Source organism: Natronocella acetinitrilica (assembly GCF_024170285.1).
GTDB lineage: Bacteria > Pseudomonadota > Gammaproteobacteria > Nitrococcales > Aquisalimonadaceae > Natronocella > Natronocella acetinitrilica.
Genome location: NZ_JALJXV010000001.1, coordinates 35279 through 53280 on the forward strand (window position 1 = coordinate 35279; position 18002 = coordinate 53280).

At 62.8% G+C, this 18002-nt stretch carries 18 protein-coding genes and 2 tRNA genes; 5 read left to right on the forward strand and 15 right to left on the reverse strand.

The window, feature by feature from the left end:
- Nucleotides 1–14: 14 nt before the first annotated feature.
- Nucleotides 15–1508, forward strand: coding sequence for a SulP family inorganic anion transporter (locus J2T57_RS00170; RefSeq protein ID WP_436262674.1), 1494 nt, complete (start codon nt 15–17; stop codon nt 1506–1508).
- Between the two features lie 9 nt (nt 1509–1517).
- Here the strand turns inward: J2T57_RS00170 and J2T57_RS00175 are convergent, their stop codons facing one another.
- The 12 genes from J2T57_RS00175 to J2T57_RS00230 all read right to left on the reverse strand — a co-directional run bounded on the left by J2T57_RS00175 (nt 1518) and on the right by J2T57_RS00230 (nt 10640).
- Nucleotides 1518–1871 (reverse strand): TraR/DksA family transcriptional regulator, encoded by a 354-nt coding sequence (locus tag J2T57_RS00175; protein WP_253472482.1) that lies wholly within the window; start codon nt 1869–1871, stop codon nt 1518–1520.
- A gap of 24 nt (nt 1872–1895) precedes the next feature.
- Nucleotides 1896–2072 carry a DUF1289 domain-containing protein gene (locus J2T57_RS00180; protein ID WP_253472485.1) on the reverse strand — a complete coding sequence of 59 codons (177 nt, stop codon included), beginning with the start codon at nt 2070–2072 and terminating at the stop codon, nt 1896–1898.
- A 248-nt stretch (nt 2073–2320) separates the two neighbouring features.
- Complete coding sequence (locus tag J2T57_RS00185; protein WP_253472488.1) at nt 2321–3325, reverse strand: extracellular catalytic domain type 1 short-chain-length polyhydroxyalkanoate depolymerase; 1005 nt, start codon at nt 3323–3325, stop codon at nt 2321–2323.
- Nucleotides 3326–3521: 196 nt separating this feature from the next.
- Nucleotides 3522–3598, reverse strand: a tRNA-Met gene (locus J2T57_RS00190).
- A 194-nt stretch (nt 3599–3792) separates the two neighbouring features.
- On the reverse strand, nt 3793–4884 hold the full coding sequence (gene ychF, locus J2T57_RS00195; RefSeq protein WP_253472491.1) for a redox-regulated ATPase YchF: 1092 nt from the start codon (nt 4882–4884) through the stop codon (nt 3793–3795).
- 9 nt (nt 4885–4893) lie between these two features.
- Nucleotides 4894–5475, reverse strand: coding sequence for an aminoacyl-tRNA hydrolase (pth, locus tag J2T57_RS00200; protein ID WP_253472494.1), 582 nt, complete (start codon nt 5473–5475; stop codon nt 4894–4896).
- An 18-nt stretch (nt 5476–5493) separates the two neighbouring features.
- A complete protein-coding gene (locus J2T57_RS00205; protein ID WP_253472497.1) occupies nt 5494–6204 on the reverse strand; it encodes a 50S ribosomal protein L25/general stress protein Ctc in 711 nt (236 codons plus the stop codon).
- A gap of 114 nt (nt 6205–6318) precedes the next feature.
- Nucleotides 6319–7257 carry a ribose-phosphate diphosphokinase gene (locus J2T57_RS00210; RefSeq protein WP_253474163.1) on the reverse strand — a complete coding sequence of 313 codons (939 nt, stop codon included), beginning with the start codon at nt 7255–7257 and terminating at the stop codon, nt 6319–6321.
- An 87-nt stretch (nt 7258–7344) separates the two neighbouring features.
- Nucleotides 7345–7419: transfer RNA gene (locus J2T57_RS00215), tRNA-Gln, on the reverse strand.
- A gap of 17 nt (nt 7420–7436) precedes the next feature.
- Nucleotides 7437–8297, reverse strand: a complete 861-nt coding sequence (gene ispE, locus J2T57_RS00220; RefSeq protein ID WP_253472500.1) for a 4-(cytidine 5'-diphospho)-2-C-methyl-D-erythritol kinase — start codon at nt 8295–8297, stop codon at nt 7437–7439.
- Entirely contained in the window at nt 8290–8919 is a 630-nt protein-coding gene (gene lolB / locus J2T57_RS00225; protein WP_253472503.1) for a lipoprotein insertase outer membrane protein LolB, read from the reverse strand. Before lolB ends, ispE begins: the two co-directional genes overlap by 8 nt.
- Nucleotides 8916–10640, reverse strand: coding sequence for a tetratricopeptide repeat protein (locus tag J2T57_RS00230; protein WP_253472506.1), 1725 nt, complete (start codon nt 10638–10640; stop codon nt 8916–8918). Before J2T57_RS00230 ends, lolB begins: the two co-directional genes overlap by 4 nt.
- 258 nt (nt 10641–10898) lie before the next feature.
- Between J2T57_RS00230 and hemA the strand changes: the two genes are divergently transcribed.
- A complete protein-coding gene (gene hemA / locus J2T57_RS00235; protein ID WP_253472509.1) occupies nt 10899–12218 on the forward strand; it encodes a glutamyl-tRNA reductase in 1320 nt (439 codons plus the stop codon).
- Nucleotides 12215–13303, forward strand: coding sequence for a peptide chain release factor 1 (gene prfA / locus J2T57_RS00240; RefSeq protein ID WP_253472512.1), 1089 nt, complete (start codon nt 12215–12217; stop codon nt 13301–13303). Before hemA ends, prfA begins: the two co-directional genes overlap by 4 nt.
- Nucleotides 13304–13645: 342 nt before the next feature.
- On the opposite strand, the gene dksA is transcribed toward prfA, so the two are convergent.
- The 3 genes from dksA to J2T57_RS00255 form a co-directional block, all read right to left on the reverse strand.
- Entirely contained in the window at nt 13646–14077 is a 432-nt protein-coding gene (dksA, locus tag J2T57_RS00245; protein WP_253472515.1) for an RNA polymerase-binding protein DksA, read from the reverse strand.
- A 130-nt stretch (nt 14078–14207) separates the two neighbouring features.
- Nucleotides 14208–15317: a 3-deoxy-7-phosphoheptulonate synthase gene (locus J2T57_RS00250; protein WP_301289026.1), complete on the reverse strand. Its 1110-nt coding sequence runs from the start codon at nt 15315–15317 to the stop codon at nt 14208–14210.
- A 92-nt stretch (nt 15318–15409) separates the two neighbouring features.
- The gene (locus J2T57_RS00255) at nt 15410–16567 is read right to left on the reverse strand and encodes an AAA family ATPase (protein ID WP_253472518.1); all 1158 of its coding nucleotides are present in this window, start codon (nt 16565–16567) and stop codon (nt 15410–15412) included.
- Nucleotides 16568–16719: 152 nt separating this feature from the next.
- Here J2T57_RS00255 and J2T57_RS00260 point away from each other — a divergent pair, with 152 nt between their 5' ends.
- Together J2T57_RS00260 and prmC are read left to right on the forward strand one after the other, a co-directional pair.
- Nucleotides 16720–16992, forward strand: coding sequence for a Trm112 family protein (locus J2T57_RS00260; protein ID WP_253472521.1), 273 nt, complete (start codon nt 16720–16722; stop codon nt 16990–16992).
- Between the two features lie 6 nt (nt 16993–16998).
- Nucleotides 16999–17877, forward strand: a complete 879-nt coding sequence (gene prmC, locus J2T57_RS00265; protein WP_253472524.1) for a peptide chain release factor N(5)-glutamine methyltransferase — start codon at nt 16999–17001, stop codon at nt 17875–17877.
- Nucleotides 17878–18002: the final 125 nt, after the last annotated feature.

The window sequence follows — 18002 nt, forward strand, 5'->3', positions numbered from 1 at the left end:
AGGGACACCTGATGCTGTCTGATCATCTGAAACGTTACGGTGCGAAAGTCCACCGAACCTGGTTTTTCAATGTGCGGGGCGATCTTATAGCGGGGATCGTGGTCGCGCTAGCGCTGATTCCCGAGGCCATCGCCTTCTCGATTATCGCCGGGGTTGACCCCAAGGTCGGCCTGTACGCCTCTTTCTGTATGGCAGTGGTGATCGCCTTCGCGGGCGGCCGGCCGGGCATGATCTCGGCGGCCACCGGTGCCATGGCCTTGCTGATGATCACCCTTGTTGCAGAGCATGGGGTGGAATACCTGTTCGCCGCGACAATTCTCACCGGCCTGCTGCAGCTCTTATTCGGCTGGCTCAAGCTGGCGCGGTACATGATGTTCATCCCGCGCACCGTCATGCAGGGTTTCGTCAACGCGCTGGCGATTCTGATCTTCATGGCCCAGGTGCCACACTTCGTGGGGCATGGCATTCCCACCTACATCATGGTGGCAGCGGGTCTCGCCATTCTATACCTGCTCCCTTACATCAACCGCACCGTTCCCCCCGCCCTGGTGGCGATTGTTGCGTTAACCGCCGCCGCGTACTTCCTGAACATTCCATTCAATACCGTCGGCGACATGGGCGAACTTCCCTCGGGGATGCCGCTGTTCGGCTTGCCCGCTGTTCCCCTGACGCTTGAAACCCTGCAGATCATCCTGCCGACAGCACTGACGCTGACCATCGTCGGCCTGCTTGAATCACTGCTGACAGCATCCATTATCGATGACCTGACCGACACCCCCAGCAAGAAGAACAGGGAGTGCAACGGCCAGGGCATCGGCAATATCGTCTCCGGATTCTTTGGCGGAATGGCTGGCTGCGCGATGATCGGCCAGTCCATCATCAACGTGAAATCTGGCGGACTGGGGCGCCTGTCCAGCCTGGCCGCGGGTGTGTACCTGCTGTTTTTCATCCTGGTGCTCGGGGATCTAGTTTCCATGATCCCCATGCCGGCACTGGTTGCGGTGATGATCATGGTGTCCATCGGCACATTCGACTGGAGTACGTTTTCGATGCTCCGGAAGATGCCGCGCACCGACGCATTCGTGCTGGTGGTAACGGTGGTGACCGTGGTGGTTACTCATGATCTCGCCAAGGGCGTGTTCGCCGGCGTTCTGCTGAGCGCGGTGTTCTTCGTGCGAAAACTCGCGCGTCAGATCAAGGTCAGGCACGAGGACAGCGAAGACGGCTCCCACAGGACTTATCACGTGCAGGGCGTGCTTTTCTTCGTCGCCGTGGACAACTTCATGGCGGGTTTCGACTACAACGCCCAAATTCCCCACGTCACCATCGATCTGACCGGGGCAACCCTTTGGGACAGTTCCGCCGTGGGTGCAGTGGACAAGGTGGTCGGGAAACTGCGTCGCAATGGGGCCGAGGTGACGGTCACCCACCCGATGGGTGAAGGAGCCAAGCTCATGGAGAGCATGGCCGCCTACGACCGCCCGGGGGCAAATACCGTCGGTCATTAAGCGTCAGACTCAACGCCGTTCGGACAGCTCTGCGCAGGCTATACAAACCAGTGCGGCGGGGTCCGCCCGCAGCCGCCCGACAGCGATTGGCTCTTCGCACTTTACACAGTCGCCGTAGGTTCCTTCTTCAATTCGACGAAGCGCGGCGCGAATGCGCTGCGCCTGCTGCAGCGCCCGGGCCTCGGTTGCCCGTGCCATCGCCTGGCCCTGCAGGGCATCCATGCGTGACAAGCGCCCGGTGCGCGTCTGATCCAGTTCCACGGTCTCGGCGCTGGACTTGCGGATATCGGCATTGCCCTCCAGGGCGGCGAGACTTTGCTCCAGCCGCTCCCTGAATAGCTCTATTTCGTCATCGCTCAGCATGGTCGCAACCTTGACCGCAAGCCCTCATTTTACCCCGACTTTCTTCAGTCTTTCCCTGGCTCGTCGCGCCGTCATAATCTTTTCCTTCCGTTTCATGCCGTGCCACGCCTTGATCTCGGATTTGTCACGGCCGCATCCGACACAGACGCCGCCCTTGAACTGACTAACTGAGATGCGCGGGCTTTCGATATCCTTGGCCATTGACTGGTGTCCCTATCTCGCGGACAGGTCGCGGATCTGGGTGACGCAGCGCTGCGGGAGTTTGGTCAAGGTGGTTCACGTCTGACAGATATTATCCCGGGGGCAGGCGCGACAGTAAAACTCGGGTTCAGGAGACACACATGGAAACAGCGCGAAGGACAAGGAGAGTTGCGGCGGGTTTCTCATGGACCGATAAAGTTGCGTCAACTCTACTGCGGCCTGGTGCCTTTAGAAGACCCGCGCGCGGATCATGCGGACTGAGGATGACACTGCTTCCGCCCTCGCCCAGCCCAACGCGAGTCTGGCGTCGCACTCAACCCCCAGAAGTCAGCAATGTGGCGCGTCGAAGAGATATTCACGTCGAGCATGTAGGTGCCGCTTGAGCCGTAACTGTCTTTCCCATGCGTTTTCAGTGGTGTGCCGTGGCCCATCCCGGTAATACTGTACTCCTCAATGAGTTCGTACCCTTGAACATCACTCCAGACTCGCCGGGGATAGCCATCAACCATGGACATGCGAGTCGGCCTTTTCTCAAGATTATGCAGCGCTCGCCACTGTGCGAGAATGGCCTTGGCATTCGAAACATCGACAGTATGGTCAGCGCTTCCGTGCCAGACCGACAGCGTTGGCCATGGCCCCTTGTAGGCCGAGGCATTACGCAGCCGTGCTTCAAGCTGGAATGCTGTCGGGGATCCGTGACCTTTCATTCGGCGCAATGCCGCCCGGGTGGTGGAAGCGCTGCCGTACGGCAGACCGGCGATGATTGCGCCGCCAGCAAAGATTTCCGGGTAGGTTGCGAGCATCACCGAAGTCATGGCACCGCCTGCAGACAACCCCGTGATGAAAATTCGCCGCCGATCGATGCCATGATCACTCACCACCTGTTCAACCATGTGCAGAATGGAAAGTGGCTCGCCCGCACCGCGATGGCTGTCGTGGGGCCTGAACCAATTGAAACCACGCACCCAATTGTTCACGAACCGCTGCTCCGGGAAAAGCAACGCAACGCCGTATAGGTCAGCAATTGCTGACCAGCCGGCACCCTCGTCGTAATCCGCTGCTGTCTGCCTGCACCCATGCAACACGACGACCAGCGGAGCACCCGCGGGCAATTCCGCCGGTATGTACATCCTGGCATTCAACGCGCCCGGGTTTGACCCAAATTCGTGCAAATGTTCCAGCCGTTCTTTGTTGCTGGTGTTTTCGTCGATATACAGGCTGAGACCCATAAGACTCCACATGAAATGCCACATGATCTCTCCGGACGCTTGGTGGAACTGCCTGAATGGCGTTTCCTTCACCGCACCCGACGTCACGTTAGACGACCGATGGAGCCTCATCTGTACGTCAGTGAACATGCTACTTCTGAAGCGTTAGAGTTCTTCCGCGGCACAGGGGTGCATTCAGATGGCCCTGATGCGGGTGATGCAGGATAAGATTTTGATTTTATGGTGGCTACGGGTGGATTCGAACCACCGACCCTCGCATTATGAGTGCGATGCTCTGACCAACTGAGCTACGTAGCCATGTTCAAGGCAGGGCGCGATTTTCCGACGGGCTGGGGCGGATGTCAAGGCGGGGGGTGGTATGGGCGGCGCTGTTTTGGTGCGTTACGGCCTTCGGCCTAACGGCACCCTACGGGAGGCATTGATCGGGCATTGCCCGCGTAGGGTGCGTTAGCGCAAAGCGCGTAACGCACCATCAACGATCCTGGCGCCTGTCAGACGTTGAAGCGGAAGTGGATGATGTCGCCTTCCTGGACGATGTATTCCTTGCCTTCCAGGCGGAGCTTGCCGGCATCCTTGGCGCCGGATTCGCCCTTGTACTGGATGAAGTCGTTATAGCCAACGACGGCGGCGCGGATGAAACCGCGCTCGAAGTCGGTGTGGATGCGGCCGGCGGCCTTGGGTGCGGTGTCGCCGGCTCGGATCGTCCAGGCCCGCACTTCCTTTTCCCCGGCAGTGAAGTAGGTACGCAGGCCGAGCAGCGTGTAGCCCGCGCGGATCAGTCGGTTCAGGCCGGGCTCTTCCAGGCCGTATTCACCGAGAAATTCCTGCTTTTCGGCGTCTTCCAGCACTGACAGTTCCGCCTCGATGGCGGCACAGAGCGCAACCACCTGGGCACCCTCCTCGGCGGCCAGTTCTTCCACCTGCTTGAGCATGGGGTTGCCGTCGAAGCCGTCCTCGGCCACGTTGGCGACGTAGAGCACAGGCTTGTCGGTGAGCAGATGGAGGTCGTAGAGGGCCTTTTGCTGCTCTGCGTCCAGCCCCAGGGAGCGAACCGGCTTGCCGGCATCGAGCTGCGCCCGCACTCTCGCCAGCAGATCGCGCCGGGCGATGGCCTCCTTGTCGCCGGACTTGGCCTGGCGCTCCACCTTTTGCTGGGCCTTGTCCACGCTTTCCATGTCCGCCAGCACCAGCTCGGTGTTGATGGTGTCGATGTCGTCCAGCGGGTCAACCCGTCCGGACACATGGTGCACGTCGTCATCACTGAAACAGCGCACCACATGGGCGATGGCGTCGGTCTCGCGAATGTTGGCCAGGAACTGGTTGCCCAGCCCCTCACCCTTGGAGGCACCCGCCACCAAGCCGGCAATGTCGACGAACTCCATGGTGGTGGGCACGATGCGCTGCGGCTTGACGATCTCCGCCAGGGCCTGCATGCGTGGATCCGGCACAGGCACGATGCCCACGTTGGGATCAATGGTGCAGAACGGGTAGTTCTCCGCCGGGATCTCGTTGCGGGTGAGCGCATTGAACAGCGTGGACTTGCCCACGTTGGGAAGACCGACGATACCGCACTTGAAACCCATGAACTCTTCCTATGCCTTGGTGTGTAGTTGCTGCATGGCCTTGTCGAGGTCACCGGCAAGCATGGCGGGTGTCAGCGCCACGGCCTGCGCCAGCGCTTCGTCAATGGCGGTGCGATGGTCTGCATGGGGGCGACCAAGCACATACCCCACCACATCGTTGCCGGGGCCGGGGTGGTCGATGCCGATGCGCAGCCGCAAAAAATCGCGGCTACCCAGTTGCTGACAGATATCCCGAAGACCATTGTGCCCCCCATGGCCGCCGCTGCGCTTGAGACGCAAGGTGCCTGGGGGCAGATCGAGTTCGTCGTGGGCAACCAGGATTTCCTCTGGCGGAATCTTGAAAAACCTCGCCAGCGCCGCGACAGCCCGCCCGCTGCGATTCATGAAGATCTGCGGCTTCAGCAGCAGAACGTCAAAGCCGTCCACCGTGATCTTGCCCACATCTCCCCCGAACCGGGCATCGGAACGCAGAGACCCGCCATGGCGCCGGCACAGTTCATCAACGAACCAGAAACCGGCGTTATGACGGGTCCCCACGTACTTCTCGCCCGGGTTTCCGAGACCAGCAATGAGCCGGATTGAATCGGACATGGCGAGAACCGGACGGCTTTACTCGCCGCCCTCCTTCTTCTCTTCTTCGTCGCCGGAGGCCTCTTCCTCGGCAGACTCTTCCGCCTGCTCTTCGGCAACAGCGGCCTCGGCTTCCTCGGCGGCTTCGTCAAGCTTGGAGACCCGCGGCTGGACGATGCTCACCACCGGCTGATCGGCGTCGTGGGTATCGTCGCCATGGGCAAAGGCTTCCAGTTCGACGTTGGGCGGCATCTTGAGGTCGGAGAGATGCAGCGAATCGCCGATTTCAAGATCAGCCAGATCCACTTCGATGTACTCGGGCAGATCCTTCGGCAGAGCAATGATGGAGACTTCGATCGAATCCTTGTGGACCACGCCTCCCGCCTTGACGCCCTTGCAGGTTTCGTCGTTCAGGAAGTGCAGCGGCACATGCATGTGCAGTTTCTCACCGGCCTTCACGCGCAGGAAGTCCACGTGCAGGACACGATCCTTGAAGGGATGACGCTGCAGGTCCTTCACCACGACGCCCTGAGCCTTCTTGCCCTTGACGGTCAGGTCGATGACCTGGGAATAGAAGGACTCGGTTTCCATCATGCGGGCCAGCTCGAAGGCGCTGACCTGGATCATTTCGGCATCCTTGCCCGCACCATAGACGATGCCCGGCACAAGCTTCTCGCGACGCAGGCGGCGGCTCGCACCCTTCCCCGTGTCGCTGCGCTTCTCCGCAGGTAGTTTCAGTTCAACTGCCATAATGTCGATCTCCAGACAAATGAAGCCCGAACCACCCCGCGACCAGGGAGATTCAGGCAGGGCCGGCCGAATGGCCGGAATTCATCAACGCGGGCGCCCGGGATGAGCCTCGGGCTACTCCACGAACAGTTCGCTGACCGACTCGTCGTTGTTGATCCGGCGGATGCTCTCGGCCAGCAATTCGGCGATGCTGACCTGCCGGATGCGGTCGCAGGCGGCCGCCTCCTCCGCCAACGGGATAGTGTCGGTCACCACCAGTTCGTCCAGGCCAGAGCTGCTGATGCGCTCGATGGCGGAACCGGACAGGACCGGGTGGGTAATATACGCCACCACGCGCTCGGCGCCATGGTCTTTCAGCGCTTGGGCCGCCTTGCACAAGGTGCCGGCGGTGTCGACGATGTCATCGACGATGATGCAGGTCTTGCCCTCGACGTCACCGATGATGTGCATCACCTGGGATTCGTTCGCCCGTGGCCGGCGCTTGTCGATGATGGCCAGATCGGCATCGCCCAGACGTTTCGCAATGGCACGGGCACGCACCACACCGCCCACGTCCGGCGAGACCACGATCTTGTTCGGGTAGACCTGACGCCAGATATCGCCGAGCAGTATCGGCGAAGCGTAGATGTTGTCCACCGGAATGTTGAAAAAGCCCTGGATCTGGTCGGCGTGCAGGTCGACGGTAAGCACGCGATTGATGCCGGCCACCTGGATCATGTCCGCCACCAGCTTCGCCGAGATGGGCACGCGCTGGGAGCGCGGGCGGCGGTCCTGACGGGCATAGCCGTAGTAGGGGATGACTGCCGTAATGCGGGATGCCGAGGAACGACGCAGCGCATCGGCGATCACCAGGAGTTCCATGAGATTGTCATTGGTGGGTGCGCAGGTCGGCTGGATGATGAACACATCTTTACCGCGCACATGGTCGTCTATTTCGACCATGACCTCACCATCACTGAACTTGCTGACCACAGCAAAGCCGGGGCGAATCCTGAGGTTATCTGCGATGGCGGCGGAGAGCTGCGGGTTGGCATTCCCCGCGAATACCATCATGCGGCCATTTTCGGTGAGGGTGGACCCATTCATGTGACTGTCTACATGTTGCTCTGCGAGAGGCAGCACCAGGCGCCACGGAAGAAATGGCTGGGGTGCCAGGATTCGAACCTGGGAATGCGGGGATCAAAACCCCGTGCCTTACCGCTTGGCGACACCCCAGTGGAAGTACGCTTTTTTCAGTCCGAGTTGATGGGCAACCTGCCGAACAACGGTGAGCGGTTGCAGCCACGGGCCACGAAGCCTTGCCAACCGGCACGCTCACATGCAAGTAACGCGGCCATTGCGGATTCACGCTCATCAAACGCCGCGAATACGCAGGCACCCGTCCCCGTGAGCCTGGCTTGGCCGTGGGCTGACAATGCATCCAGCGCCTGCCCCACCACCGGAAAGCGTGCACGCACCACGCTTTCGCAGTCATTCCGACCACCTCGGAAACTGAAGGCCGGTATTGTGGTCGGCGGTGTATCTCTTGTCAATTCCGGGTCCTGAAAGACGGCAGCCGTGGAAACCGCGCAATCCGGCACCAGCACGGCATACCAGGGTTCCGGCGGATCCACAGCCGTCAGCTTCTCGCCCACGCCTTCCGCCCAGGCCGCGCGCCCGCGCACGAACACCGGTACGTCGGCACCCAGACCAACACCGATATCGGCAAGCGCGTCCTCGTCGAGATCGAGCCCCCAGAGCAGATTCAGCGCGTGCAGCGTGGTCGCCGCATCGGACGAGCCACCACCCAGACCTCCACCCGCCGGCAGACGCTTGTCGAGAAAGATCTCTGCGCCCTGACGACTGCCGACATGCGCGCGCAGACGCTGCGCCGCACGGATAATCAGGTTGTCCTCGGCGGCGACACCGGGCAGATTGGCATGGAGCCGCAATTCGCTGTCGCCACGCGGTTCGAAGCGCAGCAAGTCGCAGCGGTCAAGGAACTGGAAAACGGTCTGCAGGAGGTGGTAGCCGTCCGCTCGGCGGCCGGTGATGTGCAAGAAGAGATTGAGCTTGGCCGGCGCCGGCCAAAGCCCAGTGTCTCCTTCACTCATACTGCAGCGACCACTCGCTGATGACGATGCGCACCCGCAAACCAGGGCCACTGACATCCATGCGCGTTGGCATATCCAGCAAATCCATCCCGCGGTAGGCGCTGTAGTCAACCTGCCAGCCGGCCTGCCGGATGCTCTCCGGGCGACCTATCTCGTCCAGTTCCACCTCGGCGTCGTGGTCCCGTGATGGCCGTCCCACCAGCCAGTCGCGCAGGATATCTACCGGAAAATCGTAGCCTGTGTGCCGGTTCAGCAACGCCTGGGCCGCATCGGCGCTGTCCCGTACGCCATCCGACGTGCGCAGCGTCACGCCATCTCCGTCACCCTCAAGACGCAGGCTTCCGGAGGCAAGAGGGCCACGCAGGTTAAGCCGCCAGTTGTCCTCCCCCTGCTCGAACCAGTCCAGCGACAACGCCACATTGTCGTCTTGGGTGCGCAGACCGATGCGGCCCTGCGCTTCCCAGCCGCGTAGCTCCTCCAGCATTGCGAGGCGCTGCTGGAATAGCGCCTCCGGCGTTTCATCGGTGATCGGGGGACGGGCCGCGCAGGCAGCCAGAAGCGCGACGGCCAGGCAGAGCAGCAAAACTCGGGAGAGATAACGGTGCAGGTCAGTCAGGCTCAAGGTTCAAACCGCTCCAGGGTTTCCCGCAACACGGGATGGTCGGGTTCCAGGTCGCTGGCCTCACGCCACACATCGCGGGCCTCGTCCCGACGGCCCTCTACCCACAGCACTTCGCCCAGGTGCGCGCCGATCTCGGCGTCAGGCATCAGTTCGTACGCCCGGCGCAGATATTCCAGGGCCTCGTCGTGACGCCCCAGCCGGTACAGCGCCCAACCCATGCTGTCGAGAATTGCCGCATTCTGCGGCTCCTGCTCATAGGCCCGGCGAATGAGCTCATAACCCTCCTGAGTTCGATCGGTGAGATCTACCAGGGTGTAACCCAGGGCGTTCAGGGCGTGGGCATGATCCGGCTCGCTTTCGAGGACGCGGCGGAGATCCGCCTCGGCCTGATCCACATCCTGACTGTAAACGGCAACCAGTGCGCGGGCATAAAGCAGATCCAGGTCGCCGGGGTGCTCGATCAGCGCCCGGTCGTAGACCCGCATGCTCTCTTCATAGCGGCTGGCGGCCCGCAGCATGTCGCCTTCGATGAGATAGGTGCGCACCGACTCGTCCGGGTGACGGCGGCGCAGATCGCGCAACACGGCACGAGCCTCATCATTGCGGCCGTCATCGTCCATGACAATGGCGAGCCGCAGCTGGGCATCCACATACTGCTCGCCTTCCACCAGCCGGTACCAGCGCTCGGCGCCTTCGGGATCGTTGGTCTGCTCGCCGATACGCCCCAGCAGAAAGCGGGAGGCATCGACTCGCTCGCCCAGGTCCACCAGGCGTTCGAAATGGCTGCGCGCCTGCTCAGGGCGACCCGCCTCGAGAGTCAGCAGGCCTGCCGCATAGAGCACGCCGGCATCATCCGGCCGCTCATCCAGCAGCTGTTCGAACTGCGCCAGTGCTTCCTCGTCGCGCCCTGCCTGGAGCAGCAACCGGGCAAGATGCATGCGCAGATCACCGTCATCGGGATAATCGGCCATGAGTTGCTGGAACACCTGGATCGCCGCCTCTTCCTGGCCACTCTCCAGCAGGCCCTGGCCGTAAATGGTGCGCAACTGGCGATCATCGGGGTTGTGTTCCAGAGCCCGGGCGGCTGCTTCCGCCGCCTCGGCGGGCTCGTCCGCCCGCAGAGCCGCCTGGGCAAGCGCTCGCTGGGCCTCGACGAGGCCAGGGAAATCCCGCGACAGGTTGCGCATCAGCGTCAGCACCATACCGCGGTCTTCTTCCCGGGCGAGAGCGGCACTGAGGCCGGAAACCATTTCACCGGCGTCGTCGCCGGCGTGCAGCACCAGTTCCCGCAGATGGCGTCGGGCATCGCCGGGCCGACCTGCACGAACGAACATCAGGGCCAGCGCCTGGCGCGCGGCCGGGTCTTCCGGATCGAGTTCAACCCAGCGGCGCGCGGCCTCCAACCCCTCTTCTTCCCGATCCGCATACAGAGCGATGCGGGCGGCGCGGGATGCGATTTCCGGGTCATCGGACAGGCGCATGGCAGCCATGTAGGCTTCCAGGGCTTCGTTGATACGGCCGCGCGCGCCAGCGAATTCCGCGACCATCAATTGGTAGAGCAGATCGTCCTCGGCGGCCGGCAACGGACGGCGATCCAGAATCTGCACGTCATCCACCGCATCGAACTCGGAGTCACCTTGCGGTGCCACGGTGGCACACGCCGCCAGAGCCAGGGCAGCGGCCAGACACCATGCAATCCGACAAAACCCAACCATATCCATTGCTCGCTTCCGTGACCGATGCAGACTACACCATTGACCACCGACCAGGCCCGTGATTCAACACCCCGCGCGGTAATGCTGCGCGCTGCGCCTTGTAATCCCCCGCGGTTTTCCCGACAATCCGAAGTCTATAAGCCACAATCCGACGGGCCATGAGGGTGGAAAGCCGCAGTCAATTCCGGGGCATCGTCTCCGCCTGTCGCGGTCGCCGCAATGGCGCCGCTATCGTTTTTTCTGCGTGCTGCGTGTAACCCTGCCATGCCACTCTGCGCCATCGGCCTGAATCACAAGAGTGCCCCCGTAGAAGTCCGCGAGCGCGTGGTGTTCCCGGCTGAGCGGCTGCAGACCTCACTGCAGCAACTCACCAGCCAGAGCGGCGTTCATGAAGCGGCGCTGATCTCCACCTGCAACCGCACCGAGATCTACACCCTGATCGAAAGCCCCTCAGAGGTCGACACCGTGCTTGGCTGGCTTGCCGGCAGTCACGCGCTGGAACCGGACTGGCTGCGGCGCTTCGTCTACACCCACCTGAACGAGCAGGCGGTCAGCCACCTGCTGCGGGTGACCCCGGGGCTGGATTCCCTGGTCCTGGGCGAGCCGCAGATCGGTGGCCAAGCCAAGAGCGCCTACCTTGAGGCGGTCACTGCCGGCACGGTGGGCCCGGTACTCGACCGGCTGTTCCAGCATGCCTTTACGGTATCGAAGCTGGTGCGCACGCAAACGGGTATTGGCAGTCATCCGGTCTCCGTGGCCTTCGCCGCAGTGGCGCTGGCCAAGCAGATCTTCGGCGATCTCGACAAGTACACCGCCCTGCTGCTTGGTGCCGGCGAGACCATTGAACTGACGGCGCGGCACCTGCACCAGCAAGGCCTGCGAAAATTCCTGGTGGCAAACCGGACCAGGGAACGGGCGACGGAACTCGCCGCGGCCTATAACGGTGAGGCCATTGCCCTGGCCGACATGCCCGACCGGCTATCCGAAGCGGATATCGTCATCGCCTCCACCGCTAGCCAGTTGCCGCTGCTCGGCAAGGGCAGCGTGGAACGCGCACTGCGGCGGCGCAAGCACCGCCCGATCTTCATGGTGGATATCGCCGTCCCGCGTGATATCGAGCCGGAAGTCGGGGAACTGGAAGACGTCTATCTCTATACCGTGGACGACCTCCACGACGTCATCGAGGAAAACCTGAGTTCCCGGCGGCATGCTGCCTCGGAAGCCGAAGAGATCATTGATCTGCAGGCCGAGCGGTTCATGGCCTGGATGCGGTCGCTGAACTCCGTGCCGACCATCCGCCATTTCCGTGGCCGTGCGGAGTACCACCGCGATCACGTGCTTGAGCGCGCCCTGCGCCGGCTTCGCAACGGTGACGCGCCGGAACAAGCCCTTGAGTACCTGGCCAACACCCTCACCAATCGCCTGCTGCACGTCCCCACCATCCGCCTGCGGGAGGCTGGCGAACGCGGCGAGGAAGAATTGCTTGATGCAGCCCGCAGCCTGCTGGAGATGGATCGTGTCAAGCCGGATGACGCCGACGAACACGACCCGATGATGGACCAGCGGGAGGAGCAGTTGCGGTGAAGCCGTCCATCCGCGGCAAGCTGGAGGGTCTCTGCGAGCGTCACGAGGAAATCAGCGCCATGCTCGCTGACCCCGACGTGATTGGCGACCAGAACCGCTTCCGGGACCTGTCCCGGGAGTATGCGCGGCTCGAATCCGTGGTAAGCCACTTCCAGCAGTACCGCAGAGCGGAGCAGGATCTGGCCACCGCCGAGGACATGCTCCGGGACGTGGATGCGGACATGCGGGAAATGGCCGAGGAGGAAGCCGAACAGGCCAGGACCCAACTCGCCACCCTGGAAGAGGCACTGGAATTACTGTTGATCCCCGAGGATCCGCTGGATCACGCGAATGTGTTCCTGGAGATTCGCGCCGGAACCGGCGGTGACGAGGCGGCGCTGTTCGCCGGCGACCTGTTTCGCATGTATTCCGCCTACGCCGAGGCCAACGGCTGGCGCATGGAAGTGATCAGCGCCAGCGATGGAGAACATGGCGGCTTCAAGGAGATCATCGTCCGTGTTGCCGGTGATCGCATCTACTCCCGCCTGAAGTTCGAATCCGGCGCCCATCGTGTGCAACGCGTTCCGGCAACGGAATCCCAGGGCCGTATCCACACATCCGCCTGCACGGTGGCCGTGTTGCCAGAGGCGGAAATGGTGGACGAGATCACCATCAACCCCAACGACCTCAAGGTCGACACCTTCCGCGCCTCCGGGGCAGGTGGCCAGCACGTGAACAAGACGGATTCCGCCATCCGCATCACCCACCTGCCCACAGGTGTGGTCGTGGAGTGCCAGGATGAGCGCTCGCAGCACAAGAACCGTGCCAAGGCCATGTCACTGCTGCAGGCCAAACTGACTCAGTCAGAACGCGATCGCCAGGAGGCGGAGCAAAGCGCCCAGCGTAAATCCCTGGTGGGGAGCGGCGACCGCTCAGAGCGGATTCGCACCTACAACTACCCGCAAGGCCGGGTCACCGATCACCGTATCAACCTCACGCTCTACAAGCTCGACGAGGTGCTCGCCGGGGGGCTTGGGCACGTCATCGACCCGCTGGTGCGGGAGCACCAGGCCGAGCAGTTGGCGGAGATGGCGAAGGCTGGGTGAATCCGCCGATCTCTCTCAGGGAGCGACGGGCCGGTGTGATCAGCGCCGTTGCGGTGCGTTACGCGCTGCGCGCTAACGCACCCTACGGGTTGGATCGGGGAACCTCGGTCCGCCACGCCGCTCATGGACCGCGGTTTGTGCCTGTGGCCTTGGGGCAACACCACCGCCCTTGTGGTGCGTTACGGCCTTCGGCCTAACACACCCTACGTTTGGCCGTGCCCGCTGTAGGGTGTGTTAGCGCGTAGCGCGTAACGCACCGACCAACGAGAAAACCCGCCAAACGGCGGGTTTTCTCGTTCCTGCACAGGGAGATCGGAAGCGTTTGTCTGCCCGATCGGGACGCTATGCCACCCGCTGCTTCTCGCGGATCTCTTCCAGCGTCTTGCAATCGATGCATAGCGTTGCTGTGGGCCGAGCCTCGAGCCGACGCAGGCCGATTTCGATGCCGCACTGCTCGCAATAGCCGTAATCGTCCTTGCGGATTTTCTCCAGCGTCTGGTCGATCTTGCGGATGAGTTTGCGTTCGCGGTCGCGGGTCCGCAGTTCGAGGGCAAATTCCTCCTCCTGAGTGGCGCGATCCGCGGGATCGGCGTAGTTGGTGGCGTCATCCCGCATGTGATGCACCGTGCGCTCGACCTCTTCCTGAAGCTGCCTCTTCCACGCTAGCAAGAGGTCACGGAAATGATCGAGCTGCTCGTTGCTCATGTACTCCTCGCCGGCTTTCTCTTCATACGGCGTGAAGTCCTTTACCGGTAGCGTCTGCCGTCGCGTCATGGTCCGTCTCCTCCAGATATCCGCAGCAGGCTCACTGCCCCCCGACATGCCTGCCAGTCAGGTCAAGCGCCTTTATATCAGCACCCGACCGCCGTGGCAAAACCTGTCGGACACCTGCCGCCGGCGCCCCTCAGGACGCCTTCTCGAGCCGCGCAGGAAGCGCGTCGCGCAGACGCGCAGCCATATCCCGCACGGACTTCTCAGTGGTCTCCCAGTCGATGCAGGCATCGGTGATAGATACACCGTAGACCAGGTCTTCCGGACTGCCGTTCATCTTCTGGTTGCCCCATCCGATATTGCTCTCGACCATCATACCCACAATCGAGCGATTACCTTCGGTGATCTGGTTCACGAGATTGTCCAGCACCAGCGGTTGCAGGCCCGGATCCTTGTTGCTGTTGGCATGGCTGCAGTCCACAACCAGGTTGGGCGGGAGCTGCGCCGCCGTCAGCTCTTTCTCGCAAAGGGCAATGTTCACCGAGTCATAGTTCGGCTTGCCACCGCCCCCACGCAGCACCACATGCCCGTACCGGTTGCCGCGGGTTCGGATCACCGCGCACTGCCCCTGGCCATTGATGCCCAGGAAACTGTGGGGGTGGGCCACGGAGTGCAGCGCGTTGATGGCAACCTCGAGGCTGCCATCAGTACCGTTCTTGAAACCCACGGGCGTCGACAGGCCGCTGGCCATCTCGCGGTGGGTCTGGGATTCGGTGGTCCGCGCGCCGATGGCCGTCCATGTGATCAGATCGGAGATGTACTGCGGCGTGATCGGGTCCAGCGCCTCGGTGGCCGCCGGCAGGCCCATCTCGGCGAGATCGAGCAACAGCTTGCGCGCCTTGTACAGACCTTCGTCGATGCGGAAGGAGTCGTCCATGTGCGGGTCGTTGATCAGCCCCTTCCAGCCGACGGTGGTGCGCGGTTTCTCGAAGTACACCCGCATGATGATGAAGACGGTGTCCTTGACCTCGTCGGCAAGGGCCTTCAGCCGCCGGGCATAGTCGTGGGCCAGGTCGATGTCATGGATGGAGCAGGGCCCCACCACCAGAAATACCCGGGGGTCGCGGCGATCGAGTATATCCTCCACCACGCGTCGGCCAACCAGCACCGTATCCCGGGCCGCCTCTGTCAGCGGCAGGCGATTGTGGACGTCCTCGGGGGTGGGCAGAAGCTCCTGCGCCACTACGTTGAGGTTGTCCACGCCGTCGTCGACCGTTACTGCATCCGCCATCGTCTTGCTCATCTCATCACCAGGCAGGTTGTCCTGCGCAATTCAAATTCGGGTCCAACATGGTATGCATTCGGGAGAGAGTTTGCATCAATGGCGAAGCACAATCACGCGGCGGCGGCCGCCCCAGTTGCACTAAGGGGCCGGGAAAGGCTGATAAACAGCTCGTCACCGGCCGCATCAAGCCATAGCCGAGACACGTTCGGCAGTGCCGGCACTGTGTATATGGCGGGCTGCAGCGCTCTCTCCAGGGCACGCTGTAGCCCGCGGGCACCGGCGCCTTCATCCAGAGACTGACGCACCAGAGCACCGATGGCAGCGTCGGTGACGCGCAGCTCCACACCATCCATCTGAAATTGCCGGCGGTAGCTTCGCAGCAGGCCGGCCTGCGGATGCATGAGGATAACGGCCAGTTGCCCGGCGTCGGGTGCGGCAAGCTCGGTCTGAATACTGAAGCGGGCCACGACCTCCCGGGCCAACCCCAGCGGCTCCTGATCAGCACCGTCGCCAACGCAATCAGACATGAAGCCGACAGCTTTTGAGCGCATGTGCAATGGCGTGGACACCCCCGCCGCAACAATGAAGAGATCACGGGTCTGCAACTCGCGGGACACGCCCTGCGGCCCCGCAACTCGAAGGGGTTGCCCATCCAGCAGGCCTGATAGCGCATACTGGGCTGAAATCCGGTCTTCGGTACTCTCGGCCCCAGTTGCCAGAGACTCCAGGCCATCGATGAACACGACGGCCCGAGGATCCCGGCCACCTTCGCCACCGAGGGCGCCAATCAGCCGTGACCCCAGCAGCGTGGCGAGATTCCCCGCCTGGCCGGCACCGGTCAGGCAGGCTGCGTCCACAGTCACCAGCGGCGCGTTGATCGCCCTGGCCAGTGCGCCCACGAGGTGCGTCTTGCCACTGCCCGGTGGGCCACTCAGCAAGACGGCGTTGCTACCCCGCAGACCTTCTCCCTCGCCAGCGTCCCGCAACAGCAGGCGCTTGGCATGGTTATAGGCGGCGACACTAAGAGCCCGCCGGGCCTGCTCGAGACCAGCGACAGTTGTCCCCATGGCGGCGGATAGTTGCGCCGGGCGTGGCAGGGCGGCCAGGGTATCGATACAGGCCTGACGGCGATGCTCATGGACGATGCGGCGACAGCGGTCCAGACAGGTCGGGCAAAGCCATGGAAGCAGCGCAAAACCCGGCTCCACCGCCCGACACAGGGGGCAGTCATCCGTCAGCAGGTCGATGCGCTCAAGGCAGTGCGACATGGGCAAGTCCGCTTAATCTTTTTTCCTAGGCCTTTCAACGGCAGCAGGGGGCGGGACTTGAGCCCGCTCCATGGCCGTCTGGTATTCTCTGAACCATTCTGATGACTTCGGCGGGCTCCTCAGAGACGGGGGACCGCCACAGGAGTAACGATATGGCTCTTGATCAATCACTGCTGGACATACTGGTATGCCCGGTCACCAAGAAACCGCTGCGGCGCATGGACCGCAAGGCTCTCAAGCGACTGACCGAGGCGGCGGAGGCGAGCCGGCTGCAATTCGCGGATGGCTCTCCGGTCAGCGGGCCAATCGCCGAGGCCCTGATCAGCGACGACGGTGAGCGTATCTATCTGGTGGACGATGGGATTCCCGTGCTGTTGGAAGATCGCGCCATCAGTGCCGAATCCCTGCAGGGTGTGGCCGGCTGAACCCGCATGCGCAAGGACCGTCCAGGGGCGGCGGAGCAGCCGCCGATGGAACTCGACAAACGACTTCACTCTATCGAGCAGCAACTGACCGCGGCCACTGACACGCCTCGCCTGGAGGCGGAGTTGTTGGTGGAACACGCAACCGGGCTGAACCGCACCGCGCGCTATACCCGTCCGGATCAACAACTGACGGCTGAGCAGAACGCACATCTGCGGGCGCTGGTCGAGCGCCGCATGACCGGCGAGCCCATCGCCTACCTCATCGGCAGCCAGGGTTTTCGCCGCCTGATACTTGATGTGACCCCGGCCGTGCTCATCCCGCGCCCCGAGACGGAACTGGTGGTGGAGCGTTGCCTTGCCCGCATGGCCCGTGCGCCATCGCCACTCCTCATTGCGGATCTGGGCACCGGCAGCGGTGCCCTAGCGCTTGCACTGGCGGATGAGGTGCCGGGCGCACGCGTCTGTGGTGTGGATCAATCCAGCGATGCGCTGGCCGTGGCACGGGCCAACGGCGAGCGACTGGGTTTGCAGGTGGAGTGGTTGCAAGGCGACTGGTTCGCGCCGCTTGCCGGGCGAACCTTCTCTGTCATTACGGCTAATCCACCCTATGTTGCGGAAGACGACCCACACCTCGCCACGGGGGATGTGCGCTTCGAGCCCGACACGGCGCTGACGGCGGGGGCCGACGGCATGCGGGACCTGCAGATAATCATTGGGCAGGCCCCGGATTATCTGCATCCCGGTGGCTGGCTTTTTGTGGAGCATGGATATGATCAGGAGGCACAGGTTGGCGCGTGCTTCCGGCGGGCGGGTTTCGTGGACGTGGCGACGTTTCGGGACCTCGGCGGGCAACCACGGGTGACCGAGGGCCGTTGGCCGGGGTGAGAGATCTCGCCGGCCTCCGGGTGGTGAGTTACGCGCTGCCCGCTCGCGAACCCCACGGAAATTATCGGGGAACGGGGTACGGGTACGCCGCCCATAGACACGCCGTAAACCCATCCCTGGGGGCT

Bases quoted from the DNA above. Each gene is read 5' to 3' on its own strand.
- J2T57_RS00175 (WP_253472482.1), bottom strand. From the start codon at position 1,871: ATGCTGAGCGATGACGAAATAGAGCTATTCAGGGAGCGGCTGGAGCAA.
- J2T57_RS00180 (WP_253472485.1), bottom strand. From the start codon at position 2,072: ATGGCCAAGGATATCGAAAGCCCGCGCATCTCAGTTAGTCAGTTCAAG.
- J2T57_RS00185 (WP_253472488.1), bottom strand. From the start codon at position 3,325: ATGTGGCATTTCATGTGGAGTCTTATGGGTCTCAGCCTGTATATCGAC.
- ychF (WP_253472491.1), bottom strand. From the start codon at position 4,884: ATGGGTTTCAAGTGCGGTATCGTCGGTCTTCCCAACGTGGGCAAGTCC.
- pth (WP_253472494.1), bottom strand. From the start codon at position 5,475: ATGTCCGATTCAATCCGGCTCATTGCTGGTCTCGGAAACCCGGGCGAG.
- J2T57_RS00205 (WP_253472497.1), bottom strand. From the start codon at position 6,204: ATGGCAGTTGAACTGAAACTACCTGCGGAGAAGCGCAGCGACACGGGG.
- J2T57_RS00210 (WP_253474163.1), bottom strand. From the start codon at position 7,257: ATGATGGTATTCGCGGGGAATGCCAACCCGCAGCTCTCCGCCGCCATC.
- ispE (WP_253472500.1), bottom strand. From the start codon at position 8,297: ATGAGTGAAGGAGACACTGGGCTTTGGCCGGCGCCGGCCAAGCTCAAT.
- J2T57_RS00230 (WP_253472506.1), bottom strand. From the start codon at position 10,640: ATGGATATGGTTGGGTTTTGTCGGATTGCATGGTGTCTGGCCGCTGCC.
- hemA (WP_253472509.1), top strand. From the start codon at position 10,899: ATGCCACTCTGCGCCATCGGCCTGAATCACAAGAGTGCCCCCGTAGAA.
- dksA (WP_253472515.1), bottom strand. From the start codon at position 14,077: ATGACGCGACGGCAGACGCTACCGGTAAAGGACTTCACGCCGTATGAA.
- J2T57_RS00250 (WP_301289026.1), bottom strand. From the start codon at position 15,317: ATGAGCAAGACGATGGCGGATGCAGTAACGGTCGACGACGGCGTGGAC.
- J2T57_RS00255 (WP_253472518.1), bottom strand. From the start codon at position 16,567: ATGTCGCACTGCCTTGAGCGCATCGACCTGCTGACGGATGACTGCCCC.
- J2T57_RS00260 (WP_253472521.1), top strand. From the start codon at position 16,720: ATGGCTCTTGATCAATCACTGCTGGACATACTGGTATGCCCGGTCACC.
- prmC (WP_253472524.1), top strand. From the start codon at position 16,999: ATGCGCAAGGACCGTCCAGGGGCGGCGGAGCAGCCGCCGATGGAACTC.